The organism is Micromonospora sp. NRRL B-16802 (assembly GCF_001279555.1).
GTDB lineage: Bacteria > Actinomycetota > Actinomycetes > Mycobacteriales > Micromonosporaceae > Micromonospora > Micromonospora profundi.
In genome coordinates, this window is record NZ_LGEB01000071.1 from 1 (window position 1) to 26,636 (window position 26,636).

Consider the following 26,636-nt stretch of genomic DNA (forward strand, 5'->3'; position numbering starts at 1 on the left):
GATCGGTGACGATCAGAACATGTATCTGTTCTTCGCCGGGGACAACGGCAAGATCTATCGGGCGAGTATGCCGATCGGGAACTTCCCGGGCAGTTTCGGCAGCAACTACACGACGATCATGAGTGACTCGACGAACAACTTGTTCGAGGCGGTGCAGGTCTACAAGCTTCAGGGTCAGAGCCGGTATCTGATGATCGTGGAGGCGATCGGGTCGCAGGGTCGCTACTTCCGGTCGTTCACGGCCACCAGTTTGGGTGGGTCGTGGACGCCGCAGGCGGCCACGGAGAGCAACCCGTTCGCGGGTAAGGCCAACAGTGGCGCGACGTGGACCAATGACATCAGCCATGGTGAGTTGTTGCGGACCAACGCCGATCAGACCATGACTGTGGATCCGTGCAACCTGCAACTGCTGTACCAGGGCCGCTCGCCCAACTCCGGCGGTGACTACGGTCTGCTGCCCTACCGTCCGGGCCTGCTGACCCTGCAACGCTGACAGCAGTCGACTCCGGCGCAGACCAGGCCGGACGAACAGGCTCGACCCGCAGCGGGCGGGCTCGGTGCGACACCGGGCCCGCCCGCCGCACGCGGAATCCCGGCCGCCCCGGCACCGCGCACGCTCTTGCCATTCATAGGCGCGCGTCTATAGTTGCGCCCATCACCACCAATTGCGGCCGTGGCATCGCCGCCGGGTCATCGAAGCGCTTCGACGACCTCGATTCCCGGGCCCTCCGGCAGGGTGTCGAGCCTGACCACGCCGATCTCGGCGCCCCCTGGGCATCTGCCGCACGACACGAGGAGAACCGCATGCGGAACAGGCGCCTCCGGCGCGGAATCACCGCGCTCGCGCTCGCCCTGCTCGCCCTGCCGGTCGTCCCCGGCACGGCACTCGCCGAACCCACGTACCCGTTCCGAGATCCTCACCTGCCCGTGAACGCCCGCGTCGACGATCTGCTCGGCCGGCTCACCCAGGACGAGAAGATCTCGATGCTGCACCAGTACCAACCGGCCATCCCACGGCTGGGCATCGGCCTGTTCAAGACCGGCACCGAGGCGCTGCACGGGATCGCCTGGTCGACCGACATCGACAACAACGGCGCGGTGGTGAAGGCCAAGGGGACGACGTTCCCGCAGCCGGTGGGCATGGCGAGCACCTGGAACCCGGACCTGATCCAGCGGGTCGGCTCGGCCGTCGGCGACGAGGCGCGCGGCCACCACGCGCAGAATCCCCGGGTCTGGGGGCTCAACCTGTGGGCGCCGGTGGTCAACCTGCTCCGCGACCCCCGCTGGGGCCGCAACGAGGAGGGCTACTCGGAGGACCCGACGCTCACCGCCGCGATCTCCACGGCGTACGGCTCCGGGATGACCGGCGGGGACCCCGACCACCTCAAGAGCGCACCGACCCTCAAGCACTACCTGGCCTACAACAACGAGGTACGCCGCGACGTCACGTCCTCGAACGTGCCCCCTCGGGTGCTCAACGAGTACGAGCGCGCCGCGTTCAAACCGGCAATCGCCGCCGACGCGGCGACCGGGGTGATGGCCTCGTACAACCTGGTCAACGGCCGCCCCGCGACGGTGGACCCGGACCTCGCCACGGTGATCCGCGGCTGGACCGACAAGCCGCTGATGAACGTGACCGACGCCTGGGCACCGAACAACCTCATCGGCTCCCAGGGGTACTACGCGACACTGCCCGAGGGGAACGCCGCCATCGTCAAGGCCGGCGCCAACAGCTTCATCACCGACGACACGAACGCGCAGCCGACAGTCACCGCCATCAAGCAGGCACTGGCGACCGGGCTGCTCACCGAGCGCGACATCGACGCCCGCATCCGGGAGACCCTGAACCTCCGGATCCGGCTGGGTGAGTTCGACCCTGGCGGCGGCCGGTACGGCGGCATCACCCCTGACGTCATCAACAGCCCCGAACACCAGCGCCTGGCCCGGCAGGCCGCCGGCGAGGCGATGGTGCTGCTCAAGAACTCCCGGCAGGCACTTCCGCTGGACCCGACCCGGACCCGCAAGGTGGCAGTGCTCGGCCCGCTGGCCGACACCCTCTACACCGACTGGTACGGCGGCGACCTGCCGTACCAGGTGACGGCGCTCGACGGCATCCGCGAACGGCTGGGCAGCGCAGCCAGCGTCACCGGGCTCGACGGGGCCGACCGGATCACCCTGAAGGACCCGGCTGGCCGGTACGTCACTGCCACCGGCACCACCGACGCCGATCCGGTCGCCGCCACCGGCACCACGGCCTCCGCCGCCGCCCAGTTCGACGTGGTGGACTGGGGCCAGGACGTGGTGACGCTGCGCAACGCCGCCAACGGCCGCTACCTCGGCTACAACTGGGGGCCGTTCCTCACCCGCGACGAGCAGCCAAACGGTTGGTACGTGCAGCAGCAGTTCAAGCTGGAGCCGCAGGCCGACGGAACCGTCGCGCTGCGCTACGCCGGCTACGAGACCAAGGAGAGCTGGTTCGGCCCCGAGCGGTACATCACCGTCGGTGCCGACGGTGCCCTCACGCTCGGCGCCACCACGGCGGCCGACGCCACCCACTTCAGCCGTGACGTGATCAGCAGCGGAATCGACAGGGCGGTCGCCGCGGCCAGGGCTGCCGACACCGCCGTGCTCGTGGTCGGCAGCAACCCGTTCATCAACGGCCGCGAGGCGCACGACCGCACGTCGATGGCGCTGAGCGCCGGCCAGGAGGCGCTGGTCAAGGCCGTGACCAGGGCCAACCCGCGTACCGTGCTGGTGCTCCAGACCAGCTACCCGGTCACCACCGGCTGGGAGCAGGAGCACGTCCCGGCAATCGTCTGGACCACCCACGCGGGCGCCGAGACCGGGCACGCCATCGCCGACGTCCTGTTCGGCGACCGCAACCCGTCCGGCAAGCTCACCCAGACCTGGTACCGCTCGGACCGGCAACTGCCGCCGGACCTGCTGGAGTACGACATCATCTCGTCCGACCAGACGTACCTGTACAGCAGCGCGAAGCCGCTCTACCCGTTCGGCCACGGGCTGTCGTACACCCGGTTCCGGTACGGCCAGCCCCGCGTCGACGCGCGGTCGGTACGGGCCGACGGCACCATCACGGTCCGGGTCGACGTGACGAACGTCGGCAGCCGGGCCGGGGCCGAGGTGGTGCAGCTCTACACCCACCAGCGCACCTCGCGGGACAAGACTCCGCTCCGGGCGCTCAAGGCGTTCCAGCGGGTGCAGATCCCGGCCGGGCAGACCCGTACCGCGACGCTGCGGCTGTCCGCCGCCGACCTGGCGCACTGGGATGTCACCCGCAGCCGTTGGGTGGTCGAGTCGTCCACCTACGATCTCCTGATCGGCGCGTCCGTCGGGGACCTCCGGGGCCGGACCGCGGTCCAGGTGCGGGGCGAGACCATCCCGGCGCGTGACCTGTCCCGACCCACTCGGGCGGAGAACTTCGACAGGTACGCCGGAGTCCGGCTCGTCGACGAGACGAAACCCAGCGGTACGGCAGTGGGCGCCACCGCCGCCGGCCAGTGGATCTCGTTCGACGGCTCCGCTCTGCGCCCTGGCGTCCACACCTTTACCGCGAAGGTGGCAAGGGCCGGCGCGGGCGCCGGCACCATTCAGATCCGGCTGGGCTCGCCCACCGGACGGTTGCTCGGCACGGCCGCCGTGCCCAGCACCGGTGACGACTACCGGTACGCCAGCGTGAGCACCAGGCTGGCGGGTGCCGCCGGCACCCACGACGTGTACCTGGTGTTCGGCTCGGCGCTGCGGCTTGCCGACTTTTCCATCAGGTGACCCGTGCCCGGGCCGGGACGGGAACCTCCGTCCCGGCCCGGCTGCGCCCTTTCCACCCGCTGCTGACCTACCGGATAGTTTGGTGCTGGCTGGGTAAGCGGCGCCGTGCCTGCCAACCAGCAGCCGGCCGCCGAACCCGGTCCGCAGCCGCACGTGCGTGACCGGGCGCACCGGACGCTCGCCGACCTGCGGGAGCGGGGACAGCGCACGGCACGCGCCCGCGCCTGGAGGCTGCGCCTGTACGGTCTGCTCACCGTCCAGGCGGGCATCGCGGCGTCGATCGCGTGGTTCGTGGCGTACCACTTCCTGGACGATCCCTCGCCGATCGTCGCGCCCACCACAGCGGTCGGCATCGTGGCCGCGTCGATGGGATCACGTCTGCGGCGCACCATCGAGCTGCTGGCCGGGGTGACCCTGGGGCTCGCCGTCGGCGACCTCCTCATGCCGTTCTTCGGCATCGGGCCCTGGCAGACGGGTGTCGTCGTCATCCTGGCGATCACCGTGGCCGTGCTGCTCAAGGGTGGTGGCTCCCTGATCACCCAGGCCGGTGGCACCGCGGTGCTCATCGCCACCCTGGAACCGCCCGTACACGAGCTGTCCGTTCCCCGGTTCGTCGACGCCGCGGTGGGCGGGTTGGTCGGGCTGGCGGTCGGGCTGCTGCTGGTGCCCATCCACCCGAAGCGGACGCTGCTGCGCCTGGCCGAGCCCGTCGTCAACTCCTCGGCCACGGCCCTGCACTCGCTGTCTGCGGCGGTGCGCATTCGCAACCTCGACGACGCCGAACGGAGCCTCGGCATGTTGCGGAGCCTCACCCCCCAGATCAACGCGCTGAACGAAGGGCTCAGCGCGGCCGAGGAGGTGGTGCGGTTGGCGCCCCTGCGGTGGCGCGAGCGCGACTCCCTGGCCTTCCACGCGGATTCCATCCGTCACCTGGAACGCTCCATACACAGCGCGCGGTCCCTGACGCGGCGACTCACGACGGCCCTCAAAGACGACGAACCGATACCCGAGGAACTCCCGGCGGCCGTCGACCTGCTGGGCGCGTCATTGGTGACCCTGCGCTGGGCGATCCAGGCCGGAACGGAGCCACGGGAGACGCGCGAGCAGATCCTGAAGGGCGTCGAGTTGGTAGGGCAGGCACAGGGTGGGGTTTCGCGGATCACCACCGGCCCGCACGTGCACAGGCTGGGCTATTCGGGGCTGATCGCGGTGGGCGAGTTTCGGACCGCCGCGCACGATCTGCTCATCTCCAGCGGTGTGGAGACCGAACGCGCCGCCAGGATGGTGCGCCGGGCGGGGGGTTGGGGGGAGGAGCACGCATGAGTCGCCAACTGGACGTCACCCGAAGAGGTCGCCCGGTGGCAGGTGGCGGCCCTGCGTGGCGTGCGAATAGTCCCGAGACTCGGCCACCAGGCCAGCCTCGTCGAAGCGCAGCACGGTGCAGCCGGAGATGGTCATGGGCTGGTCGTCGACGTGGATCACCGACCAGTACTCCACAGCCGCCGTGTCGCCATCGACGCGTGGCTCGGCGAACCACACCTGCGCCGGGCGGGACTCCTCCGTGAAGCACTCCGTCAGATAGGCACGCAGGCCGGACCGCCCCCGGTAGGGACGGAACATCGAGGCCCAGTGGTCGCCGCTCTCGTTCTGGAGGGCGGCGATCGCCTCGGCGTCCTTGATCGGCCAGGCGTCGGCCCACGTCCTGGCCCAGCGCCGGGCCGCCTCTCGGGTGTCCATGAATAGCCCTTCCGCCTGGCCCGTGATGTCGGCGCCAGTGCACCACGAGGCACCGACATCGAGCGCCCGGTCAGGCCGTCGCGCGTGCGGCGAGCACGTCGAGGTAGTGCGGGTTCGTCATCACGCCAAGTACGTTGCCGAACGGGTCGACAACCGAGGCGGTGATGAAACCCTGGTCACCGTGCGGCGTGATCGGCTGGTACTCCGTCGCGCCCATCGCCAACAGCCGCGCCACGGTGGCCTCAAGGTCGTCGACGTGCCAGTGCATGACGACGCCGCCGGGCCGCGCCGTCGCCCCGGGTGGCGCCCACCTGCGGTCGATGATGCCCAACTCGCCCTGGTAGTCGCCGATACGGAACTCGGTGTACGCGGGGCGCCCGTCCGGGCCCGGCCGCAGGAAGTACGCCTCCTGGCCCAGGAACTCCGCGTACCACTCGGTGGCCGCTGCCACGTCGTCGGCCCAGATGTTGAGTGTGGCGAATCCCCGCAGGCTCATCGTGTCCCCCTCGTCGATGTCGTCGGCGATCACGCTATCCACGATCGCGGACAATGCGGTTCCGCAATCGCGATCGCCACGCCAGCGCTGGTCCGAAGCGCGGCAGCGCTGGTCAGAAGAGGGTCAGCGGTTCGGCAGGTATCGGATCGGGCAACGCGTCGAGGTCGGGTACGCGGGCGCGTACCTCGTCGTGGAACCGGCGGGCGAGCACCGGCGCGTCGGCGTTGTCCGGGGTGTGGATGAACACCGTCGGGGAGCGGCCCTCACGCAGCCAGTCGGCGACGATGCCGACCCAGCCCTGCCACCCCTCGGTCGTCCGGGTGACGTCGTCACGACCGAGATAGCGGACGATCGGGCGGTCGGTGAGCGCCGACGACCGCAGCGGCAGGCGGGGCTTCTTGGTCCAGGCGTCCCGCTCCGCGTCGCTTGTCGGCGGGCTCGTGAAGAACGCTGTGGTGTCGAAGGGGATCCACTCGGCCGAAACGCCGGCGAGGGTCGCTTCGAGCAGCCGGATCGCGGAGGTGTCGCTGAAGAACGCCTGGTGACGGACCTCCACGGCGTACCTGTGGGATTGCGGGAGTTGACCAAGGAAACGGCCCAGGGCCGGCACGTCGGCGGGAGCGAACGAGCCGGGCAGTTGGACCCAGATGGCGTGGGCGCGCGGGCCGAGCGGCTCGATGGCGTCCAGGAAGGCGCGCAGCGGTCCCTCGGCGTCGGCCAGCCGTCGCTCGTGCGTGATGACCTTGGGAAGTTTGAGGACGAACCGGAAGGCGGGATCGGTCTGCGCCGCCCATGACGCCACAGTGTCCCGGGCGGGGGTGGCGTAGAACGTGGTGTTCCCCTCGACGGCGTCGCACCAACTCGCGTAGTGCCGTAGACGTTCGGTGGGTGGCAGCGGATGCGCCACCAGGCGCCCCTGCCACGCCCTGTGGGTCCACATCGCGCATCCCACGTGCAGCCGCATGACCGCCCTCCCCGTGCCTGACCGGAGCCCACCGTATACGCATCGACGGACCCGATCGGGCCGACGGTGCGGCAGTATGGTCCGGGCATGCGTGTGGTGTTCGCCAGCCTTTCGTCAGTCAGTCACACCTATCCGCTGATCCCGCTGGCGATCGCCGCGCGGGACGCCGGTCACGAGGTCCACTTCGCCGCGGGCCCGGCTGTGCACGCGCCGCTCGCCGCGAACGGACTGCGGCCGTTCCGTCCCGGCGACGTGTTCTACGAGGCGTACGCCGAGGACCTCGAACCGGAATTCGCGCGCCTGAGCCCCGACCTGGTGGTGCACGAGTGGGGGTTGCCGGGGGCGGCGATCGCCGCTCGTCGGGCCGGCATCCCGGGCCTCTGGCACGGGTTCGGCCGGATGTACCCGGACGGCATCGGCCTCGAACTGCCCACCAGGAACGCCGAGGTCGCCCGCCGCCTACCGGAGTACGCCGAGACAGCAGTGTGAACGGGCGGCCATCGTCAACTAAGGGTTGACGATGAGCGTGCGTCAACTTATGGTTGACGCATGACGGAACCTTTCCAGATGAGCAACCCAGTCAAGCTCGATGACCTGATCCAGGCGATCAAGAAAGCGCACCCCGACGCGCTCGACCAACTGACCGATGCGGTGATCGCCGCCGATCACCTCGGCGAGGTCGCCGACCACCTGATCGGGCACTTCGTCGACCAGGCGCGGCGCTCCGGCGCCTCCTGGACCGACATCGGACGCAGCATGGGGGTCACCAAGCAGGCCGCCCAGAAGCGCTTCGTGCCGAAGGCGACCGACACGCCGCTCGACCCGAACGACGGCTTCGGCCGGTTCACCCCTCGCGCCCGCAACGTCGTGATGGCCTCGCAGGAAGAGGCCCGTGACAGCGGCAACACCGAGATCGGCCCCGAGCACCTGGTGCTGGGCCTGCTCGCCGAACCGGACGCGCTCGCCGCCAGGGCGATAGCCGGTCGCGGGATCACTCCCGAGGCGGTGCGCGAGGCGGTCGCCGCCGTCCTCCCGCCGCGGGCCGAGCAGGTCCCGGACCTCATTCCGTACGACGCGCGGGGCAAGAAGGCGCTGGAGCTGACCTTCCGGGAGGCGCTGCGCCTCGGGCACAACTACATCGGCACCGAGCACATCCTGCTCGCCCTGCTGGAGCAGGAGGACGGCGCCGGTGTGCTCACCACCCTCGGCCTGGAGAAGGCAGCGGTCGAGGCCGACCTGGTCGCCACCCTCGCCGCCGTGGTCAAGGCGGCCGGGGCGGGCGACACCACCCCGTAGCGCCGCCTGGTGATCCGCCGGGCGGCGGCTCAGGAGACGTCGGGGAAGCCGTACCGCAGGGCGTGCTCCGGATCGGCCGGGTCGATCTGGCGTACGCCCGCGTCGGCGAGCCGCTTGTTGACCTCGTCGAGGTGCTCGCGCACCAGCCGGGCCTCCTCCTCGGTGACCCGACCCCGGTGCGGCTTGCCGGCGTGCTCCAGCGTGCCGTAGTCGATCTTCTCGGCGCTCTTGCGGGCCTTGGGCGGGCGGACCCGCTCGGCGGTCTTCAGCAACTGCGCCATCGGCACGTCGGTGGCCATCGCATCGAACTCGCTGGCGGTGAGCACCACCCGCCGGGGCTCGCCGCCACCGTGCCGGTCGTGGATCTCGACCACGGCCACGTCAAGGGCCGCGTCGTCGATGTTCTCCACCTCGCCCGGGGTGGCATCCAGCTGCACAGGCCCGGCGACCAGGTCCGGGTGCTCCAGGACGACGACGCGAACCACCTCGTCGTCCTGCTGCAGAACGGTGCCGGTGAAATCGGAGACGTGGATCGTCTTCTTGCCCATGCGCGGAGCTTCTCCTGTCGTGGCCGGAATCCGGACCACAAGAAATTACCCGACAGGTGTGCGAATGCCGCCGCTGGACGGCCCGGGTGTGTCGTGCGCCCGGGCGTGGAACCTGGTCAGTGGGTGTTGAGGCGGTGCCGACTGGAACTGCCGGCCGGTAGCGCGTCCAGCGCCGCCCAGGGCAGGGCGCCGTTGGTGCGCGGCGCCCGGTGCCGTGGCTGGGCCGGGAGGTGTCCCACGGCCTCCGCTGCCCGCCAGGGTCGCTCGGGGTCCTGGAGGTGGCGGTCGTTCGGCTGTATCGGCATGGCCCTACCGTCCCAGACAAAGGTGTCGAGATATGGAAATACATATGACGCTCGATTGGTCTACCCGGTTCCGGGTTCGAATACGCACGTGAGAAGTGGCTCGCCGCATACCCCCGGCGCTGCCGGATCGCCCCGCCCGGTCGCGCCACCCGGCGTACGGTGATCCACGACGGCCGGGTGACGGGGGAGGTACGCATGCTCGACCGGCGGCTCCACCTGCACCTGGCGTCCTGGCTCGGCCAGTGGCCGGCCGCGCCCGGGTTGCACGTCGTCGCCTCCCACCGGCGGACCCGGCCAGCCTGGGACGGTCGGCTGCGCCCGGCGCTCGCCGTGGACACCGGGCACAGCGCGGTGCTCTCCGTCGCGCCGGAGCGGGTGGCGGCGATCCGGGCGCTGCTCGCACGCGCACCGGACCGTCTGCTCGCCTCGCTACCGGACGCCGTCGGCCTGCCTGCCTGGAGCCTGCACGACGGCCCGTTCCGGTGGAGTCTCAACCCTGCCCCGCTGCCGGACGTGGGGGAGTGGACCGAGTCCACCGCCCCCGGGCTCCCGCCCTGGTTGCGGCTGTTCGACAGGCCGGTGCTCGTCGTGCGGGACGCGGACGGCGCGTACCTGGCCGGGGCCGGGATCAAACGGCACGACGCGTACGGGCAGGAGCTGGCCGTCGGCACAGTGCCTGCCGCCCGGGGTCGCGGTCTCGCGCCTCGACTTGTGGCACAGGCGGCACGGCGGGTGCTCGACGAGGGCGCGGTGCCGACGTACCTGCACGAGAAGGACAACCACGCCTCGGCGCGGGTCGCGGAGGCGGCGGGCTTCCCGGATCGGGGCTGGCGGGCGTACGGGGTCTATCCGCAGTGAGCGGGCGACCGGCGCGACCCGCCTGTCGGTCGTCAGGGCGCGGACCGTGGATCCCGGGCCGGATCCACGGTCCCCAACCTCCCCCCAGGTCCCGGTAACGGGAGACCGGCCGCGGCGGGCCGACCTGTTTCGATCACGCTACGTATCGAAGTGGTGTGGTGCAAGGCGTAAGCGGTCGACTCGGAGTGTCAAATTGTGGACTTGACCTGCGGCGCGACCCGAAGAGGTGATCGGCAGGGTCAGTGACGTAGCGTGCGGATGAGGGCGAGCACCTGTCGCGTCGCCGGGCGGAGCACCCGAAGCCGGGACAACCCCACCAGTTGGTCGATCAACGGCACGGCGCCGTCGATCAACTGTCGGGTCTTGATCTGCCCGGGCGACCTGTCGTGCACCCAGTAGAGGACCACGCCCATGTACGCCAGCCAGAGCAGCTCGGGCAGTTGAGGGCGCAGCTCGGGGTCGACCTTGGCGGTTGAGCCGTTGAGCACCTCGGCGAAGAGCCCGATGGCCGCTTCCCGGGGGCCCGAGGACTCCGCGGAGAAGGGGCTCAGCGGCGACGTGGGCTCCGCCGCCATCTTGAAGAAGCTGGCCGCGAACTCGTGCGACGGGGTCAGCACGTCGATGGCGGCGTGCAGCACGCCCGCGAGCCGAGCGGCGAACGCGTCCTCCCGGTCGAGCACCGGTTGGGCGGCAGCCCGGTGCTCGACCTGGGACTGGGCGTAGAACTCCTGGATCAGGTGGTCCTTCGAACCGAAGTAGTAGTAGGCGTTGCCCACCGCCACCCCGGCCTCCTGCGCGATCGCCCGCATCGTGGTCTGGGCGTAGCCCCGCTCCCGGAACAGCCGCATCGCGGTGTCCCGGATCAGCTGTCGGGTCTGCTCGCCCCGGACGGTCGCAGGATCACCCGCAGTGGTCGTCGGCGCAGGCTGCTCGGTCATCGGGGCCACCGTATCCCGCCAGGTCATCCGTCGGCTCGGCCAACGGATCGCGAATCCGCTCCCGGATCGCCGAGGCGGTGGCCACCACCTGCCGGGCGAGCGGCAACAGGTGCGGCCGCGCCAGCCGCTCGGCCGTGGACCGGTAGTCGGCAAGCGCCCAGAGGCACGCGAACCAGGCGCCGTCGCCCGCGTACACCTCCCCGGTGTCGGCCACCACTGTCAGATCACGCAGCGTCGCGTCGTGGTCGAGGCCGGGGAAGCGCCGACGGGCGTCAGCCGAGCCGGCCGGCACGAACTCAAGGGGTACGAGCTGGGGGCGCGACGCGAGCCACCGGCGGGCGGCCCGGCACAGCGGGCACGTCGCGTCGAACAGGACGGTGAACCTCTGGACCCCACCACCCCCGTGCGCGGTGGGGTTCAGAGGCCGCTCGGGACCGCCGGCCGGTGTGACGGTCATCGGGCCTGAGGGTTGGTTCCCGGGCCAGTGCCACCCGGCTGCGGCCCGCCCTGCTGTGGTCCGACGGGCGGCGCTCCGACGGGCGGCGCTCCGACGGGCTGAGGCACGGGCTGGTGCGGTGCGGGCTGCTGCGGTGCGGCCGCGTATTGCATCGGGAGCCTGCCGATCGGCGCCAGCGGCGGGTGCGGGGCCATCTGGCGGAGTCGATTCCGCCGGTACCGGCCCAGTGCGAAGACGTTGAAGAAGTGCAGCGCGCCGAGCACCAGGAGCACCAGGCCGATCTTCATCGACAGCTCCTCCATCGCCTGGCTTGTCGAATCCACCGGGTCCGGGTGCTTCATCGACACCGTCACGTAGCCGAGGTTGAGCAGGTAGAACCCGACCACGAGCAGGCTGTTGACGGCGCGGGCGAGCCGTTCGTCGGCGAACACCTCTTCGAGGAAGACCTGCCCGTTGCGGGCCAGCGCACGGGCCACCCAGATGGTCAGGCCGACGCTCACTGCCAGGTAGATCAGGTACATCCAGACCTTGGTATCCATGCGGAGACCCTTCTTGAACACGTTCAACTGGTGATGCCATGAGCGTAGAGCAACATTTGAACGTGTTCAACAGCTGCCGGCGGGCAACCCGCCACAGAGGACGCCGGGTCTCAGCCGGCCAGGCCGAGGACCTCCGCGGCCGCCCGGCCGTTTGCGTGACTCGCGCCGTACGTCGTGACGAAGGCGCGTACGCCGGACGGACGCCACTGCGCCGGCCAGCCCATCTCGACAACTGTCACCGGGTGCTCCGCGGCCAGGGCGGTGATCAGCTCTGGGCCGCCGGGCAACCGGTGCAGGTGCCGGCCCACAAGCACTATCGACCGGTCACCGGCCAGCCCGCGCAGCGTCGCGTGGTCGGTCTCGGCGGCTACCACCCTGATCTCGGGCACGCCGTCCAGGTGCGGACCGAGGCCCCACGGCACCCGCCCCTCGGCGATCGTGGACTCGGTGTGCAGCTGCACCACAAGAGGCTGGTCCAGCCCGGTGAGCACACCGTCCACCCGGACCGCCCGGCGTGCCGCCGCGTACCCCAGATCGGGGTCGACCGTTGCCGGCGCGTCGCCTGCGGCCCGGGTCCAGGCCGCCAGCGCGGCGGCGCGGCCGGCCGCCTCCTCGACCCGTGCGGTCGCAAGCGTGCCGTCGGCAAGCGCCTCGACGATCTGTGCGGCCACCCGCTCGACCAGCTCGGCATCGACCTTCGCGCCGATGCACAGCAGGTCGGCGCCGGCCGCCAGGGCCCGGACCGCGGCCGGCCCGACTCCACCGGCGGCCACCGCCGCGCCCTTCATCTCCAGCGCGTCGGTGATCACGGTGCCGGTGAAGCCGTACTCACCGCGGAGGAGGTCGACAAGGACGGCCCGGCTGAAGGTGGCCGGACCGTCGCCGGTCAGCGCGGGCACCCGGATGTGCGCGGTCATCACGGCACGCGCACCGGCGGCGACGACCGCGGCGAATGGCGGCAGGTCCCGCTGGCGCAGAAGCTCCACCGGAACGTCCACCATTGGCAGCTCATGGTGCGAGTCGGTGACTGTGGCGCCGTGGCCGGGAAAGTGCTTGGCGCAGGCGGCGACACCCGCGGACTGGAGCCCGGAGACGGCGGCGGCCGAGTGGGCGGCCACCCGGAGCGGATCCGCGCCGAACGACCTCGTGCCGATCACGGGGTTGTCGTCGGCGCTGTTGACGTCAACTGTCGGGGCGAGGTTGACGGTGATGCCGAGCGCGGCCAGTTCGGCGCCGATCGCCTGGTAGACCCGCCGGGTGAGCGCCACGTCGCCGATCGCGCCGAGGGCGGCGTTGCCGGGGTACGGGCTGCCGGTGGCGTGCGCCAGCCGGGTCACGTCGCCGCCCTCCTCGTCGATGGCGATCAGCGCGTCGGGTCGGCCGCTGCGCAGCGCGGCGGTGCTGGCCGCGACCTGGCCGGGATCCCGCACGTTGGTGCCGAAGAGGGTGTGCCCGGCCAGCCCGTCGGCGAGCAGTTCGACAGCCCACTCCGGCGGGACCGGTCCCTGGTACGCGGCGAGCAACGTGCCCAGCGCGAGCCTGCGCAGCCCTGGATCCAGCCTCACGTGATCTTCCCCTTCTCTGTCCACGGCTGCGAAAAGTCGTACCCGTGGTGGTCATCTCCCTGCACGGTCGGCCGAGCGCTCCACCTGCGGGTGGCCGATACGCTACGGCTACCCGCTCGCAGGTCGTTTTACAGTTAGCAAAGTTTACTAAAACTAGAGGACGTGGCATGAGTGCGACCCGGCTGCCCGGCACCCCCCGCCTGTTGCGGGCCCTCAACGACCGCGCGGCGCTCGAACTGCTCCTCGAACGCGGGCCGCTCACCCGGGCCCGGCTGGGCGAGCTGACCGGGCTGTCCAAAGTCACCGCCTCTCAACTCGTCGAGCGGCTGGAGGAGCGCGGCCTGGTCACCCGGGTCGGCGAGCAGGCCGGCGGTCGAGGACCGAACGCCCAGCTCTACGCGGTACGCCCGGGCAGCGCACACGTCGTCGGAGTGGACGTCGGCCCGGACCGGGTGGTGGCCGCCTGCGCCGACATCACCGGCGCGGTCATCGGCCGGGTCGAGCAGTCGACGCGGGACACCGACGACCCGGTGGGCGTGGTGCACAACGCAGTCGTGCAGGCCGCGAGCAGCGCACAGGCACAGCTCAGCAGCGTCCGGCGGATCGTGCTCGGCACCCCCGGCCTGGTCGACCCCCACACCGGCGACATCACCTTCGCCTTCAACCTGCCGCGCTGGCACAGCGGCCTGCTCGCCGCGCTGCGCGACGACCTGCACACCCCTGTGGTCTTCGAGAACGACGTCAACCTGGCCGCGGTGGCCGAGGCGCAGTCCGGCGCCGCGCAGGGGATGGCCGACTTCGTGCTCGTCTGGGTCGGCGCCGGCGTCGGCCTCGCCATCATGCTGGGTGGACGGCTGCACCACGGCAGCAGCGGTGCGGCCGGCGAGATCGGCTACCTGCCGGTGCCCGGCGCGCCCATCCCACGCGACGTCTCCCGCCGAGCCAAGCCGGCCTTCCAGCAGGTCATCGGCGCGGACTCGGTGCGCGCTGTCGCCCGCGAGCACGGCTACCCGGCCACCGACGCCGCCGAGGCGGTACGCGCGGCCGTCGCCGACGGCGCTGCGGGCGGCCCGATGCTCGACGAGCTGGCCCGGCGGCTCGCCCTCGGTGTGGCGAGCACCTGCGTGGTGCTCGACCCGCCGCTCGTGGTGCTCGCCGGTGAGGTCGGCCAGGCCGGCGGGGAAGCCCTCGCCGAGCGGGTGCAGCGCGAGGTCGCGGCCATCACCCTGGTGCGGCCACGGGTGGTGCCCACGGGGCTCACCGAGGAGCCGATCCTGCGCGGCGCGCTGCGCACCGCACTGGACGCCGTCCGCGACGAGGTGTTCGGCTCCACAGTCGGCTGATCCCGCCCTGGCGGTCATGTGAAGGAATATTTCACCGCTGGCGGCCGTACTGCAAGCTCTTGCCGCCCGGTCGTGGCCGCCCGCGCGGGCGGCCACGACCGGGGAAGTCCGGCAGCGGCGGCCGGCCCTGGCCGTCCGGCGGCGGCTGGCGGGGGTGGCCCGCCTCAGACCAGGTCGCGGCGGCGGAACACGGCGAACGCCGCCGCTGTCAACGCGCCGGTGAGCAGAAGCAGCACCGCCAGCGCAGGCCGCCAGGTCAGCGTGTAGAGGCCGTCGCAGAAGGCGCCCGTCGAGTTGTAACAGAGCTGCGGATCCCAGAACCGTGCCTCGCCGGTGAGCCACGCCCCGATGTGACTGGAGAGCATCAGCTGGTCCGGCCGCCGGGCGTCCACGATCTCCATCACCACCCGGGCGCCCAACTCCCACACCACGGCGTACGCGGCGACGGCACCGAGCGCCGCCGACGTGTGCCGGCCCAGCGTCGCGATGGCGAAGCCCAGGGCGGTGGTCAGCAACACCAGCACCAGACCGCGGCCGTGGACGGCGCCCAGCGACCGCCAGAACCCCCCGTCGGGCTGGCCGGCCAGCCCTGCCGCCTGACCGATCACCCAGAACGTGGCCAGGTAGACCAGCGAGGCCACCACCGACAACGCCAGCACCACGCCGAGCAGGGTGCCGAGCTTGGCGGCGAGCACAGTGAGCCGGCGTGGTCGCCACAGCAGCAGGTTCACCACCCCGCCGGAGTTCAGGTCCGCGCCGATGTACGAGGCGCCGACCAGGAACCCGAACATCGCCAGGAACGCGATGAGGAAGTACAGCAGCGGGCGAGCCTGCTGGGCGAAGCTGAACACCCCGCGCAGATAGTCCGAAGCGATAGGCAACCGGTCCTGCCGGGCCGGGTCGATCTCCGAGCAGTCGGCGGGTTGATAGTCGCCGGTGTCGCGGGGGACCGTGCGGTCCTTCCAGGCCAGGCACTCCTGGAACGCTGCCTCCATGCCCTGCCGTGCGGCGATGGCCTGCGTCCGCGCCGAGGCCATCTCCTCGGCGCTGGGCTTGTGTGAGCCGGCCAGTGTGGTCGCCGCGGTGACGGCGAACGCCAGCGCCAGCAGGACGACCATGAGCTGCACGAAGCGGCGCGCCGCCAGCCGCTCCAACTCGGCCCGGACCAGGTTCACGAGTCCACTCCCCGTACGTCGAGATCGATCATCGCGCGGTCCTCGTCGTCGGCAGGCAACTCCGAACCGTCGACCTGCCGGGGCATCCACGTGTGCCCGGCGCCGGTCAGCTCCAGGAAGACGCTCTCCAGATCCGGCCGCAGCGGAGTCAGCTCACCCACCCACAGCCCCTGCTCACCGAGCGCCCGACTGACGATCGTCGGATCGGTCACCCCGCTCACCACAAGCGCGTCGCCGTCCACTGCCGCCGTCAGCTCCACCGCCTGCAACACCTCGGCGGCGCGCTCCGGCTCGGCCACCCGGACCAGGAACTCCTGCCGGTCGTAGCCGGCCAGCACCTCGTCCACCCGACCCGCCGCCACCCGCCGGCCCCGCGAGATGATCGTGACGTGGTCGCAGATCAGCTGGATCTCGCCCAGGATGTGACTGGACACCAGCACTGTCACCCCGGCCGCTGCCAACGTCCGCATCAGGTCCCGCATCTCCCGGATCCCCGCCGGGTCCAGACCGTTCGCCGGTTCGTCCAGGATCAGCAGCTGGGGATCCTTCAACAACGCCGACGCCACCGCGAGGCGCTGCTTCATCCCCAGCGAGTAACCCTTGACCCGCTCGTCACCACGGTCACGCAGGCCCACCAACTCCAGGGCCTCGTCCACCCGCGAGATCGGCACGTCGCCCGCGCGGGCGAGCAGCCGCAGCGTGCGGTGCCCTGTGAAGTTGCCGAAGAACTGCGGGCTCTCCACTATCGCGCCGACCCGCCCGGCCACCCGGGGCAGCAGCTCCGGCGACCGCTCGCCGAACACCTTCATCACCCCGCTGTCGGCGCGTACCAGCCCGAGCAGGGCACGCAGGGTGGTCGTCTTGCCGGAGCCGTTCGGGCCCAGGAAGCCGTGGACCTGGCCCGCCTCGACCAGCAGGTCGAACCCGTCCACCGCCACCCGCCGGCCGTTACGCATGCTGTGGAAGGTCTTGCGCAGACCCTCGATCTCGATGACCGCGCTCATCCGCGCGGCTCCGAACCTCGACCTGGCACGAGCCGTCCTCCAGCGATGGTGATCAACGACACGGCGCTCACCCTATGGCCGCGACGCCGCCCGTGGGGGGCACCCCGACGCTGCGTGGTTGGATGGAGAGGTGACTGGTGACCTGATCCCCGGCGCTGCCGGCGCCGCGCCTGCCGCCGCCCCCGTGGACCCGGATCTGGTGGTCAGCCTCGACGGCGTCGGCGTACGCCGTTCCGGCACCGCCCTGTTGCAGGACCTGACCTGGCGCGTCGAGCTGGACGAGCGCTGGGTGGTGCTCGGCCCCAACGGCGCGGGCAAGACCACACTGCTCAACCTCGCCGCCGGCCGACTGCACCCCACCACAGGCGTCGCGCACGTCCTGGGCGAGCGGATCGGCCGCACCGACGTCAACGAGCTGCGTACCCGGATCGGGCTCTCCACAGCGGCGCTCGCCGAGCGGGTGCCCGCCGACGAGCAGGTAAGCGACGTCGTGGTGACCGCCGCCTGGTCGGTCGTCGGCCGCTGGCGGGAGAGCTACGACCGCGGTGACGAGGCGCGGGCACGGGCGCTGCTCAGCCAGCTCGGCATCGGCGGCCTCGCCGAACGTCGCTACGGCACCCTCTCCGAGGGCGAACGCAAGCGGGTCCAGATCGCCCGGGCACTGATGACCGACCCGGAGCTGCTGCTGCTCGACGAACCCGCCGCCGGGCTCGACCTGGGTGGGCGTGAGGACCTGGTCGCCCGGTTGGCCGAGCTGGCGTACGACCCGGACGCCCCGGCCATGGTGCTCGTCACCCACCACGTGGAGGAGATCCCGCCCGGGTTCACCCACGCGCTGCTGCTGCGCGAAGGGGCGGTGGTCGCCCAGGGGCTGCTCGCCGAGACGCTCACCGGCGACAACCTCTCCAAGACCTTCGGTCTGCCGCTGGTGGTCGAGCGGTCCGGCGACCGCTACACCGCCCGCGCCGCCTGAGCAGCCGACGGGGAGGGTGACCATGTCGCAGACCCGCGTGGTCGTCGTGGGCAGCGCCAACATGGACCTGGTCGCGATGGCGCCCTCGCTACCTCGGCCGGGCGAGACAATGCTCGGTACCGACTTCGTGATGGTGCCCGGCGGCAAGGGTGCCAACCAGGCGGTCGCCGCCGTCCGGGCCGGCGCCTCCTGTGTCTTCCTCGGCGCCATCGGCTCGGATGCCTTCGGCGTCACCCTCAAGGCCCGGATCACCGCGGCCGGTGTGGACACCAGTCATCTGCGCGTGGTCTACGGCGCGTCCGGCGTGGCGCTGGTGATGGTCAACGCGCAGGGGGAGAACGCCATCATGGTGACCCCCGGCGCCAACGACGCGCTTGTCGGTCTCACCGACGACGAACTCGCGGCGATACGCGCGGCGGACGTCCTGGTCGCCCAGCTGGAGATCCCGGTGCAGACCGTGGCCGCCGCCGCTGTGGCCGCCCGCGCCGCCGGCACCCGGGTCATCCTGAACGCCGCACCGGCCCGGGACCTGCCGCCGGAACTGCTCGCCGCCGTCGACCTGCTTGTCGTCAACGAGGGCGAGGCGCAGGCGTTCACCGGCCGGGGCCGGGAGGAACCGCGCGCTCTGCTCGACCTGGTGCCCCGCGCCGTGCTCACCCTCGGCGACGCGGGCGCCTGGTACGTCGACCGGGACGGCACCGAGGCGCACGTGCCCGCGGTACCCGTCGACGTGGTCGACTCCACCGCCGCCGGTGACGCGTTCACGGCCGCGCTTGCCGTCGGCTGGGGCGAAGGTCGGGACGTTGTCGACGCGGTGCGCTGGGCGTCGGCGGCCGGCGCTGCCTGCGTCCGCAAGCTCGGTGCCTCGGTGGCACTGCCGCGACGCGCCGAGATCGACGAGCTGTACGCCCCGGGCTGACCTCCGGCTACCGCAGCCCGCCGCGCACGGCGCCGACGCGGAAAGCCCTGCGGTACGCCGTCGGTGACGTCAACATGAGCCGTCCGAAGTGGTGGCGGTAGGTGACCGCCGTGTCGAACCCCACTGCCGTGGCGACCTGCTCGACCGGGGTGTCCGACTCCTCAAGCAGCGCCAGACTGGCGCGGACCCGCTTGTCGATCAGCCAGCGGATCGGGCTGGTACCGGTGGCCTGGGCGAAGTGCCGCAGGTAGGTGCGAGGCGACATGTGCGCCTGCTGGGCGAGCCGGGCGACGGTCAGTGGCTCGGCGAGATGCGCGAGCGCCCAGTCGATGCTGCCCGCGATCCGGTCGTCGTCGGTGCCGGCCGGCACGGCCGCCTCGACGAACTGCGCCTGCCCGCCGTCGCGGTGCGGCGGAATCACCAGCCGCCGGGCCACCGCGTTGGCGATCGCCGCACCGTGATCGCGCCTGATCACGTGGACGCAGAGGTCCAGGCCGGCAGCGCTGCCGGCACTGGTGAGCAGGTCACCGTCGTCGAGGTAGAGCACGTCCGGGTCGACCTGGACGCGGGGGTACCGGCGGGCCAGTAGTTCCGCGTACCGCCAGTGGGTGGTGGCTCGACGGCCGTCCAGGATCCCCGCGCCGGCAAGTGCGAACGCACCCGAGCAGATCGACATGATCCGCGCACCGTCGCGGTGTGCCCGACGCAGCGCGGCGACCAGCCCGGGTGACGGGTCCGCTGTCACGTCCGGCACGCCGGGCACGATGACCGTCCGCGCCGCCGCCAGCTCCGCCAGGCCGTACGGGGTGTGCAGGCTGGCGCCACCTACCACCGGCACCGGCCCTGGCCGCTCGGCGCAGACCACCAGGTCGTACCAGTCGACGTCGAACTCCGGCCGGGGCAGCCCGAACACCTCGGTGACGATGCCGGTCTCGAACACCGACATCCCCGGGTACGCGAGCACCGCGACGCGGTGACGGTCTGCCGGCCGCCGGCGCGTCGACGGTCGGCGCGGCTCGCTGACAGTGGTGCGGCTCGGCATGGCGGGATGTTAGCGCAGGTTGTCGTTCCCGCCACTCGCCCCGATCCGGCGACCACGGCCACGATCGGTGCATGACCTTCGCCTTCGCCGTCCCAGCGGCCGACCCGGCTACCGCCGCCGCCCACTTCCTCGCCCGGCTCAGCGTCGAGACCGACGTCAGCGACGTCCACGCCGACCTGTCCGCCCGTACCCCCGGTCTGGTGGTTGTCGACTCCCGGGGGGAGGCGGCCTGGGGCCAGGGGCACCTGCCCGGGGCCGTGCACCTACCCACCGCCGAGATCGCCGCCCGGGCGGCCGGGTTGATCCCCGCCGGCACGGCGGTGGTCACCTACTGCTGGGGGCCGGGCTGCAACGGCGCGACCAGGGCGGCGCTGGAGTTCGCCCGGCTCGGCTACCAGGTCAAGGAAATGATCGGCGGGTTCGAGTACTGGGTGCGGGAGGGGCTGCCGGTGGTGACGGAGACGGGACTGACCCGACGTCCGGTGGACGACCTGACCGCGCCCACCGCGACGATCACCTGCGACTGCTGAGCCCGCCCTCGGACCTGGCGCGGCTCAGCTGGCGGAGTCGTCGCCGAGCTTCTCGCCCCGCCGACGCAGCATGCCCAGGCCGGGGATGCCGGCCACGGCGAGCTTGAGGTCGCGGGTGACGTCCAGCAGGTCGTGCAGGTCGGGGCCGACCCGGTCCAGGGTGGCCAGGATCGGCAGGATGTCGGCGGTCAGGTGCGCCTTGAGCTTGGGCAGCTCGTCGATCAGGTGGATCGCTGCGGTGATCTCCTCGTGGCTCAATTCCTCGACGAACCGCTCGGTCATCGGGGCGGCCTTGCGCAACGCCGGCTCGTACGCGGCAAGGAGTTCGGCCGCCGTCGTCGCGGCCTGAGCAGCGCTCGCCACAGTGACCGCTGCGGTGCCGGCGACCGTCTCGGCCTCGGCGACCACCGTGCCGGCGGCCCGGGAAACCTGCTCGGCCTCCCGGACGACAACGGCGGCGGCCGCCGCGACCTCGGTGGCCGTGTCGATGGCGGTGGTCGCGGCGGCGCTGATGACCGCCACCTCGCGGACCGCGCCCTCGGCATCGGTGAGCACCTGATCGGTCCGGTCCAGGGTCGTCTCGATCCGGTCCACCACGCCGTTGATCCGGGCCAGCAGCGCCTCCACCCCGTCCAGCACCGCGAACGCGCGGGCGGGCACGGCGGCGAACGAGGCGGCCGAGCCCATCGCCTGGTCGAGAGCGGAGCGGGTCAGTCCGACCACCGCAGATGGAGTGGGGAGGGGAATCGCCATGGGATCAAGTGTGCGTCGGTCGCGCCACAAGCGCTCGTCCGGCGGAGTCGCCGGCAGCCCCTTCGACGGTAGGGTGCCGGCATGCCGGCACCCTCGCCGCACCGCCCGCCGAGCACCCGGACCACCGTTCTGCTCGCCGTGCTCGCGGCGGTCGCCGCCGCGCTCGGCACGCTGGTGCTGGTCCGAGCCGACGACGGCCTCACCGTCCGGCAGGTCACCGTCGGCGGTGTGCCAATGACCGAGGTACGCGCCGGTGCGCCGCCACCGGGCGTACGGCGGCCGGGTGTGGTGATCGCACACGGGTTCGCCGGCTCTGCCCGGCTGATGCGCCCGATCGCCGACACCGTGGCCCGTCGAGGGGCCGTCGCGCTGCTGTTCGACTTCGCCGGTCACGGTGCCAACCCGGCTCGACTCGGTGCCGACATGTCTTCCGCGAGGCTGGCGGCCGACGTGGACGCCGCCGTCATCCACGTGCGTTCACTGTCCGACGTGGACCCGAACCAGATCATGCTGGTGGGGCACTCGATGGGCGCCGGTGCCGTCACCCGGTACGCCGTCGACCATCCGGAGATCGCCCGTACCGTGGCGATCTCGCTGCCCAGCGCCGGCGAGCTGCCACCCGGCCGGCCGGCGGAGCTGCTGCTCATCGTGGGAGGCGCGGAGTTCCCAGTGTTCCGGCGCGCGGCCGACGACGCCGTCGGGCGGGGCGCGGCGGTGAGCCGACGGCCAGCGGTGGCGGTGCCCGGTGTCGAGCACATCTCGGTGCTCTTCGCCCCGCGTACCCATCAGGAGATCGCCGACTGGCTGCCCAGCACCGACGGGACGGCCGCGCCACGGCCTCTTGTCCGGCTCGCCGGGGCGGCGCTGCTGGTGCTGGCGTTCGGCGTCGGGGTGGTCCCGCTCGCGGCGCTACTCCTGCCGAGACGGGGTGCCGGTCCGGAGCGGCCCGGGCGGAGGGCTCCGCTCGGTGGCCTGACCCTGTTCGGGCTGACGACGTCAGCCGCCGGGGCCGGTGCGGTCGCCGCGGCGGTGTTGCGGACCAACCGCCTGCCACTCGCCGTCGGTGGCTACGTCGCAGGCTTCCTGCTTGTCACCGGCCTCCTGGTGGCCGCCGGGCATCGCTGGCTGCCGCGACCGCCCTCCCCGAGCGCTCCGGCGCCGGCACCGACCGCCGTCGAGGCAGGTCGCAGGGCTCCGGACCGGGTCGCCGTCGCGGCTGGTCCTTCGGCGCGGGCCCGGGCCGTCGTCGCGGCGTTGGCCCTGACCGGGTACGCGGTTCTCGCCGTCGCGCTGCCGATCCACCTGGGCCTGACGTCGGCGCGGCCGGTGGGCGCCCGCTGGTGGCTGCTCCCGCTGGTGCTGGGCGCGTGTCTGTTGTACCTGCTGGGCGTCGAGCTGGTCGCCGACGGCCGGACCTGGCGACACCTGCTTGTCGTCGGCGTCACCGTGCCGGTGCTGACCATGGCGGCGCTTGTCGGCGTGGCACCGGGCTTCGTGCTGCTCGTGGTGCCGTTGTTCGTGCTGCTCCTCGGCTGGCACGCCATCTGGGCGGCGGTGCTGCGTCGCTACGCCGCCCCGCGCTGGCTGTTGGCAGTGGTGGGTGCCGCCATCGTGGGCTGGCCGATCGCCACCACACTGCCGCTGAACTGACAGGTGGTCGGTTCAACGGTGGTCGCCCTGCTGTTCGACGGCCCGTTGCACGGCCCGGTAGATCTGCCCGAACCGCAACGCGTCCGGCGTACGCAGCAGCAACTGTTCCTGACCGTGGTGTTGCACCCACAACTCGTGCACGTGGCTGCCGCGCTCGTAGGACCGGTCCAACCAGCCGAGCGGGATCTCCAGGAACGGTGTCAACGCCAGCGCTCCCACCGCGCAGGCGGCCAGGATGATCAACGCCAGCTGCCAGTTGCCCCGGTCCTGCGCCGACCAGGCAAGCGAGAGCACGCACACCACAGCGACGAGCGGCGGCAGCGACAGCAGCAGCACCAGGACACCGCGCCCCAGCACACGGCCGCGTACCGCGAGGGTCTTCGGGCCCCGCGCGTGCCAGACGAATGTCACATCCGACAGGGCGATCACGTGACCACCTGCCCGGATCGACTCGGAGGTCACCTGCACCGCGTCGTCCCGGTAATAGAGGGTCATCACTAAGCTTAACCACTGGCGGGCAACCCGGAGCTGAATCGTTCACGACATCGCTGACCCAGGCGTCCTTGACTTGCGGCTCTGCCCGCACCGAGGATGACAGTGATGAGCTTCGATCACGGGGGATCGTTGATGAGGAATCGCATCGTCTACTCGGCCATTGCCGCGCTCGCCGCCGCCTCCGCGGCCCTCGCCGTGGTGCCTCCGGCATCCGCCGCCGGCGGGTGCGCCGTGCAGATGCAGAGCAATTACCAGTACCAGTCGATGCTCCGGGGCGACATCACCGTTGTGAGCGTGGGCCGGTCGCTGTCGGACTGGACGCTCCGCTTCCAGGTCCGATACCCGAGCGAGCAGGTCAAACACGTCGACGGCGTCCGCTGGGAGCAGCGCGGCGATCAGGTCACGCTGCGCAGCCTGCCCGGCAGCGTCCTGCCGGCGGACCGGCGGATCTCCTTCGAGTACGTCATGACGTACGGGGTCAAGCGCAGCGGACCGGTCACCTTCACCCTCAACGGCGTCACCTGCGGGACCACCCTGCCGCCATCGTCCACGCCCGCCCCGACGGTTTCGGCCACGCCCGCCCCGACGGTCTCGGCCACACCCAATCCGACGACGAGCCCGGCGCCGAGTCAGTCGGCCAGTCCCGGCCCGGATCCGAACAGGCCGGTCGTGCGGATCACGCGGCCCGAGAACGGTGACCACTTCTTCGCCCCGGCGACGATCAATGTGGAGGCCGTCGCCACGGCCGCGCCGGGCCGGCGGATCACCCGGGTCGAGTTCTTCGGCACCGGCAACACGTCGGAGCCGGTCCCGCTCGGCATCGATACGACGGCGCCCTACACGGCCCAGTGGCGTGACGTGCCGGCCGGCGGGTACAACCTGTTCGCCTGGGCGTACGACGACCAGGGCGCGAAGCAGGCCGCCACCGCCCCGTTCGTCCGGGTGCTCACGCCAGGTCAGGAGCGACAGGCGCCGTACGTAAGCGTGGTGGGGAACCGTCTCTGGGGCATTTCCCCTGTCGTCGACGCGGTGGCTCCCCGACCGCTGGCGCCGTTGGCGCGTACCGGTGCCGAGTCCCGATGCGTGAACGGAGTTGGGATCTGGGACGGCCCGGTCGACGCGAACGCCGTGGCCGGGCTCGTCGCACGTGGCTTCCGGGCGGCGTACATCTCGCTCAACGAGGCTTGCTGGCTCGGCCTGTCGTACGTCGACCCGCGCTATGGCGGCGAACCGTACCGGCAGGAGGTGGTGGCCTACACGCACCGGCTGATCGCCGCCGGCATCACGCCGATCGTCGCGCTCACCTGGAGTCACGGCCGCTACATCGGACCGGGTGCGACGTGCCGGGACGAGCGGGCGGTCTGCGCCAAGCCGATGCCGGACGCCACACACGCCATCGACTTCTGGCAGAGCGTCGGTCAGACCCTCGGCACCGAGGCGGTGGTGTACGACCTGTTCACGGCGCCGTACCCGGACCGGGCGATAGGGAATCCGGCCTTGGCGTGGACGTGCTGGCGTGAGGGTGACCTGGCGTGTTCCGCGCTCGGCTATCCGGCGGTCGGCATGCGGTTGCTGCTGGCCGCGGTGCGGACCGGTTCTGCCGGCGTGCTGCTCGCCAGCGGGCTCGATGGCGGCAACGACCTTTCCCGGTGGGCCGCGTACCGGCCGGAAGACCCGGTCCACAACGTGGCCGCTGCCTGGCGGCCGACGACACCTGGCGACTGCCGGCCGCCGGCGCTGACACAGGCGCCCGTCGTCGTCACGGCCGCCTGCCGTTAGGACAGCCCGCCTGCCCGGGAGGGCTAGCGGCGGGCGGCGGGGCGGCGGGGCTGGCTGTGCTCGACGGCCCGTTGCAGCGCCCGGTAGATCTGGCCGAAGCGCAGCGCGTCGCCGGTCTGCAACAGCCGCACCGGATGGCCGCGCCAGCGGACCCAGATCTCCAGTTGCCGGCTGCCCCTGGCGTAGGAGCGGTCGAGGTGTTCGAAGAGGAAGTCGGCGACCGGGCCGACGGCGAGGCCGACGAGCACGGAGGCGCCGACGATCGCGATCGTCACGGTGGGGGAGCGCTGCAACCAGACGGCCACGCCGATGCCGAGCACTGCCGCCACAAGGGGGCCGGCCAGCGCCGCGCCGATCGCACCTCGACCGACGAGGACGCGCCAGGAACGGCTGCCCCGGCGGTGCCAGACCATGGTGATCTGGTCCAGGGGGTAGCTGCGGCCGTCGACCCGGACGGCGGTGGAGGTGACCTGCACCGACTTGTCGTCGTAATACGTGACCATGGCTGTACTCCCACCTGCGGGACTGACACCACACTACTTACCCAAACGAGCCGGGTCGTAAGGTTGGCACGCGACTTCGACGAGGAAGTGAGGGCAGCGTGGGCGAGTTCGTTCGGCTGGAGACCAAGGACGGCATCGGCACGATCCGGCTGGAGCGGCCGCCGATGAACGCGCTCAACACCCAGGTGCAGGAGGAGTTGCGCGCCGCCGCGACGGACGCCACCGCCGACCCCGAGGTCCGCGCCGTCATCGTGTACGGCGGCGAGAAGGTCTTCGCCGCGGGCGCGGACATCAAGCAGATGGCCGAGATGTCCTACGTGGATATGGCCGACCGGGCGGCTGCCCTGTCCAGTGCGCTCGGTGCGATCGCCCGCATCCCCAAGCCGGTGGTCGCGGCGATCACCGGGTACGCCCTCGGCGGCGGCTGCGAGCTGGCGCTTGCCTGCGACTGGCGCGTGGTGGCCGAGGACGCCAAGCTCGGCCAGCCGGAGATCAAGCTGGGCATCATCCCCGGTGCCGGCGGCACGCAGCGGCTGGCCCGCCTTGTCGGCCCGGCCCGTGCCAAGGATCTGATCATGTCCGGGCGGATGGTGGACGCGCAGGAGGCGCTGCGGATCGGTCTTGCCGACCGGGTCGTCCCGGCCGCCGAGGTGTACGACGCTGCCGTAACGCTCGTCAAGCCGTACCTCGATGGGCCTGTTCAGGCGCTGCGGGCGGCGAAGCTGGCTGTCGACGGCGGCCTGGACATGGACCTGAACTCGGGCCTGGCGTGGGAGAGCCAGCTCTTCGCGGCGCTGTTCGCGACCGACGACCGGCGCGAAGGCATGGCGGCGTTCGTCGAGAAGCGCAAGCCGGGCTTTACGGGTCGCTGACCCGCGCGGGTGCGCGGATCGTCGATCGAGCGGTGAATCGAGAACGGTTCACATTCGGTCTACCGGCCAGTAGCGTGGGCCCTCGGTCATGAGGCACGAAGGGAAGCGG

General features: G+C 71.6%; 28 protein-coding genes. 13 read left to right on the forward strand and 15 right to left on the reverse strand.

Annotated elements, in window-relative coordinates:
• The 3 genes from ADK66_RS20085 to ADK66_RS20095 form a co-directional block, all read left to right on the forward strand.
• Positions 1–493: non-reducing end alpha-L-arabinofuranosidase family hydrolase (locus tag ADK66_RS20085; protein WP_255353045.1), on the forward strand; the 493-nt coding region annotated here is incomplete at its 5' end.
• A 311-nt stretch (positions 494–804) separates the two neighbouring features.
• Positions 805–3,786 (forward strand): glycoside hydrolase family 3 protein, encoded by a 2,982-nt coding sequence (locus tag ADK66_RS20090; protein ID WP_053657591.1) that lies wholly within the window; start codon positions 805–807, stop codon positions 3,784–3,786.
• 105 nt (positions 3,787–3,891) lie between these two features.
• The gene (locus tag ADK66_RS20095; protein WP_082377568.1) at positions 3,892–5,109 is read left to right on the forward strand and encodes an aromatic acid exporter family protein; all 1,218 of its coding nucleotides are present in this window, start codon (positions 3,892–3,894) and stop codon (positions 5,107–5,109) included.
• A 15-nt stretch (positions 5,110–5,124) separates the two neighbouring features.
• Here ADK66_RS20095 and ADK66_RS20100 read toward each other — a convergent pair whose 3' ends face one another.
• From ADK66_RS20100 to ADK66_RS20110, 3 genes are all read right to left on the reverse strand, one after another.
• Positions 5,125–5,523 carry a nuclear transport factor 2 family protein gene (locus tag ADK66_RS20100; RefSeq protein ID WP_053657593.1) on the reverse strand — a complete coding sequence of 133 codons (399 nt, stop codon included), beginning with the start codon at positions 5,521–5,523 and terminating at the stop codon, positions 5,125–5,127.
• Between the two features lie 70 nt (positions 5,524–5,593).
• Positions 5,594–6,061 carry a VOC family protein gene (locus ADK66_RS20105; RefSeq protein ID WP_231640106.1) on the reverse strand — a complete coding sequence of 156 codons (468 nt, stop codon included), beginning with the start codon at positions 6,059–6,061 and terminating at the stop codon, positions 5,594–5,596.
• 70 nt (positions 6,062–6,131) lie between these two features.
• On the reverse strand, positions 6,132–6,959 hold the full coding sequence (locus ADK66_RS20110) for a DUF72 domain-containing protein (protein ID WP_197281590.1): 828 nt from the start codon (positions 6,957–6,959) through the stop codon (positions 6,132–6,134).
• Positions 6,960–7,070: 111 nt separating this feature from the next.
• On the opposite strand from ADK66_RS20110, the gene ADK66_RS20115 reads away from it, so the two are divergent.
• Both ADK66_RS20115 and ADK66_RS20120 read left to right on the forward strand, forming a co-directional pair.
• A complete protein-coding gene (locus ADK66_RS20115; protein WP_197281588.1) occupies positions 7,071–7,472 on the forward strand; it encodes a hypothetical protein in 402 nt (133 codons plus the stop codon).
• A gap of 60 nt (positions 7,473–7,532) precedes the next feature.
• Positions 7,533–8,279 (forward strand): Clp protease N-terminal domain-containing protein, encoded by a 747-nt coding sequence (locus tag ADK66_RS20120; protein WP_053657598.1) that lies wholly within the window; start codon positions 7,533–7,535, stop codon positions 8,277–8,279.
• A gap of 29 nt (positions 8,280–8,308) precedes the next feature.
• Here the strand turns inward: ADK66_RS20120 and ADK66_RS20125 are convergent, their stop codons facing one another.
• Both ADK66_RS20125 and ADK66_RS20130 read right to left on the reverse strand, forming a co-directional pair.
• A complete protein-coding gene (locus ADK66_RS20125) occupies positions 8,309–8,827 on the reverse strand; it encodes a hypothetical protein (protein WP_053657601.1) in 519 nt (172 codons plus the stop codon).
• Between the two features lie 116 nt (positions 8,828–8,943).
• Positions 8,944–9,132 carry a hypothetical protein gene (locus tag ADK66_RS20130; protein WP_053657603.1) on the reverse strand — a complete coding sequence of 63 codons (189 nt, stop codon included), beginning with the start codon at positions 9,130–9,132 and terminating at the stop codon, positions 8,944–8,946.
• Positions 9,133–9,327: 195 nt separating this feature from the next.
• Here ADK66_RS20130 and ADK66_RS20135 point away from each other — a divergent pair, with 195 nt between their 5' ends.
• On the forward strand, positions 9,328–9,990 hold the full coding sequence (locus ADK66_RS20135) for a GNAT family N-acetyltransferase (protein WP_053657661.1): 663 nt from the start codon (positions 9,328–9,330) through the stop codon (positions 9,988–9,990).
• 239 nt (positions 9,991–10,229) lie between these two features.
• On the opposite strand, the gene ADK66_RS20140 is transcribed toward ADK66_RS20135, so the two are convergent.
• The 4 genes from ADK66_RS20140 to ADK66_RS20155 form a co-directional block, all read right to left on the reverse strand.
• The gene (locus tag ADK66_RS20140) at positions 10,230–10,928 is read right to left on the reverse strand and encodes a TetR family transcriptional regulator (RefSeq protein WP_053657664.1); all 699 of its coding nucleotides are present in this window, start codon (positions 10,926–10,928) and stop codon (positions 10,230–10,232) included.
• On the reverse strand, positions 10,891–11,385 hold the full coding sequence (locus tag ADK66_RS20145) for a thiol-disulfide oxidoreductase DCC family protein (RefSeq protein WP_053657605.1): 495 nt from the start codon (positions 11,383–11,385) through the stop codon (positions 10,891–10,893). Before ADK66_RS20145 ends, ADK66_RS20140 begins: the two co-directional genes overlap by 38 nt.
• Positions 11,382–11,924, reverse strand: a complete 543-nt coding sequence (locus tag ADK66_RS20150) for a hypothetical protein (protein WP_053657666.1) — start codon at positions 11,922–11,924, stop codon at positions 11,382–11,384. Before ADK66_RS20150 ends, ADK66_RS20145 begins: the two co-directional genes overlap by 4 nt.
• A gap of 110 nt (positions 11,925–12,034) precedes the next feature.
• The gene (locus ADK66_RS20155) at positions 12,035–13,489 is read right to left on the reverse strand and encodes a glycoside hydrolase family 3 N-terminal domain-containing protein (protein WP_053657607.1); all 1,455 of its coding nucleotides are present in this window, start codon (positions 13,487–13,489) and stop codon (positions 12,035–12,037) included.
• A gap of 167 nt (positions 13,490–13,656) precedes the next feature.
• Here ADK66_RS20155 and ADK66_RS20160 point away from each other — a divergent pair, with 167 nt between their 5' ends.
• Positions 13,657–14,832: an ROK family transcriptional regulator gene (locus ADK66_RS20160; protein ID WP_053657608.1), complete on the forward strand. Its 1,176-nt coding sequence runs from the start codon at positions 13,657–13,659 to the stop codon at positions 14,830–14,832.
• 164 nt (positions 14,833–14,996) lie between these two features.
• On the opposite strand, the gene ADK66_RS20165 is transcribed toward ADK66_RS20160, so the two are convergent.
• Positions 14,997–16,007, reverse strand: coding sequence for an ABC transporter permease subunit (locus tag ADK66_RS20165; RefSeq protein ID WP_053657609.1), 1,011 nt, complete (start codon positions 16,005–16,007; stop codon positions 14,997–14,999).
• Positions 16,004–17,011 carry an ABC transporter ATP-binding protein gene (locus ADK66_RS20170; protein WP_053657610.1) on the reverse strand — a complete coding sequence of 336 codons (1,008 nt, stop codon included), beginning with the start codon at positions 17,009–17,011 and terminating at the stop codon, positions 16,004–16,006. Before ADK66_RS20170 ends, ADK66_RS20165 begins: the two co-directional genes overlap by 4 nt.
• A 118-nt stretch (positions 17,012–17,129) precedes the next feature.
• Between ADK66_RS20170 and ADK66_RS20175 the strand changes: the two genes are divergently transcribed.
• Both ADK66_RS20175 and ADK66_RS20180 read left to right on the forward strand, forming a co-directional pair.
• Positions 17,130–17,984 (forward strand): ABC transporter ATP-binding protein, encoded by an 855-nt coding sequence (locus ADK66_RS20175; RefSeq protein ID WP_197281589.1) that lies wholly within the window; start codon positions 17,130–17,132, stop codon positions 17,982–17,984.
• Between the two features lie 22 nt (positions 17,985–18,006).
• Entirely contained in the window at positions 18,007–18,903 is an 897-nt protein-coding gene (locus ADK66_RS20180) for a ribokinase (RefSeq protein ID WP_053657614.1), read from the forward strand.
• Positions 18,904–18,910: 7 nt separating this feature from the next.
• Here ADK66_RS20180 and ftrA read toward each other — a convergent pair whose 3' ends face one another.
• Positions 18,911–19,945 carry a transcriptional regulator FtrA gene (ftrA, locus tag ADK66_RS20185; protein ID WP_053657616.1) on the reverse strand — a complete coding sequence of 345 codons (1,035 nt, stop codon included), beginning with the start codon at positions 19,943–19,945 and terminating at the stop codon, positions 18,911–18,913.
• A 71-nt stretch (positions 19,946–20,016) separates the two neighbouring features.
• On the opposite strand from ftrA, the gene ADK66_RS20190 reads away from it, so the two are divergent.
• Positions 20,017–20,475, forward strand: a complete 459-nt coding sequence (locus ADK66_RS20190) for a rhodanese-like domain-containing protein (RefSeq protein ID WP_053657618.1) — start codon at positions 20,017–20,019, stop codon at positions 20,473–20,475.
• 24 nt (positions 20,476–20,499) lie between these two features.
• Here ADK66_RS20190 and ADK66_RS20195 read toward each other — a convergent pair whose 3' ends face one another.
• Entirely contained in the window at positions 20,500–21,228 is a 729-nt protein-coding gene (locus ADK66_RS20195; protein ID WP_053657620.1) for a hypothetical protein, read from the reverse strand.
• A gap of 81 nt (positions 21,229–21,309) precedes the next feature.
• On the opposite strand from ADK66_RS20195, the gene ADK66_RS20200 reads away from it, so the two are divergent.
• Positions 21,310–22,878 carry a dienelactone hydrolase family protein gene (locus ADK66_RS20200; protein WP_053657622.1) on the forward strand — a complete coding sequence of 523 codons (1,569 nt, stop codon included), beginning with the start codon at positions 21,310–21,312 and terminating at the stop codon, positions 22,876–22,878.
• 12 nt (positions 22,879–22,890) lie between these two features.
• Here the strand turns inward: ADK66_RS20200 and ADK66_RS20205 are convergent, their stop codons facing one another.
• Positions 22,891–23,373 (reverse strand): DUF6232 family protein, encoded by a 483-nt coding sequence (locus ADK66_RS20205; RefSeq protein WP_053657668.1) that lies wholly within the window; start codon positions 23,371–23,373, stop codon positions 22,891–22,893.
• Positions 23,374–23,505: 132 nt separating this feature from the next.
• Between ADK66_RS20205 and ADK66_RS20210 the strand changes: the two genes are divergently transcribed.
• Positions 23,506–25,152, forward strand: a complete 1,647-nt coding sequence (locus ADK66_RS20210; protein WP_157552703.1) for an Ig-like domain-containing protein — start codon at positions 23,506–23,508, stop codon at positions 25,150–25,152.
• Positions 25,153–25,175: 23 nt separating this feature from the next.
• Here ADK66_RS20210 and ADK66_RS20215 read toward each other — a convergent pair whose 3' ends face one another.
• The gene (locus tag ADK66_RS20215) at positions 25,176–25,655 is read right to left on the reverse strand and encodes a DUF6232 family protein (protein ID WP_053657626.1); all 480 of its coding nucleotides are present in this window, start codon (positions 25,653–25,655) and stop codon (positions 25,176–25,178) included.
• A 98-nt stretch (positions 25,656–25,753) separates the two neighbouring features.
• Between ADK66_RS20215 and ADK66_RS20220 the strand changes: the two genes are divergently transcribed.
• Positions 25,754–26,527 (forward strand): enoyl-CoA hydratase/isomerase family protein, encoded by a 774-nt coding sequence (locus tag ADK66_RS20220; RefSeq protein ID WP_053657628.1) that lies wholly within the window; start codon positions 25,754–25,756, stop codon positions 26,525–26,527.
• Positions 26,528–26,636: the final 109 nt, after the last annotated feature.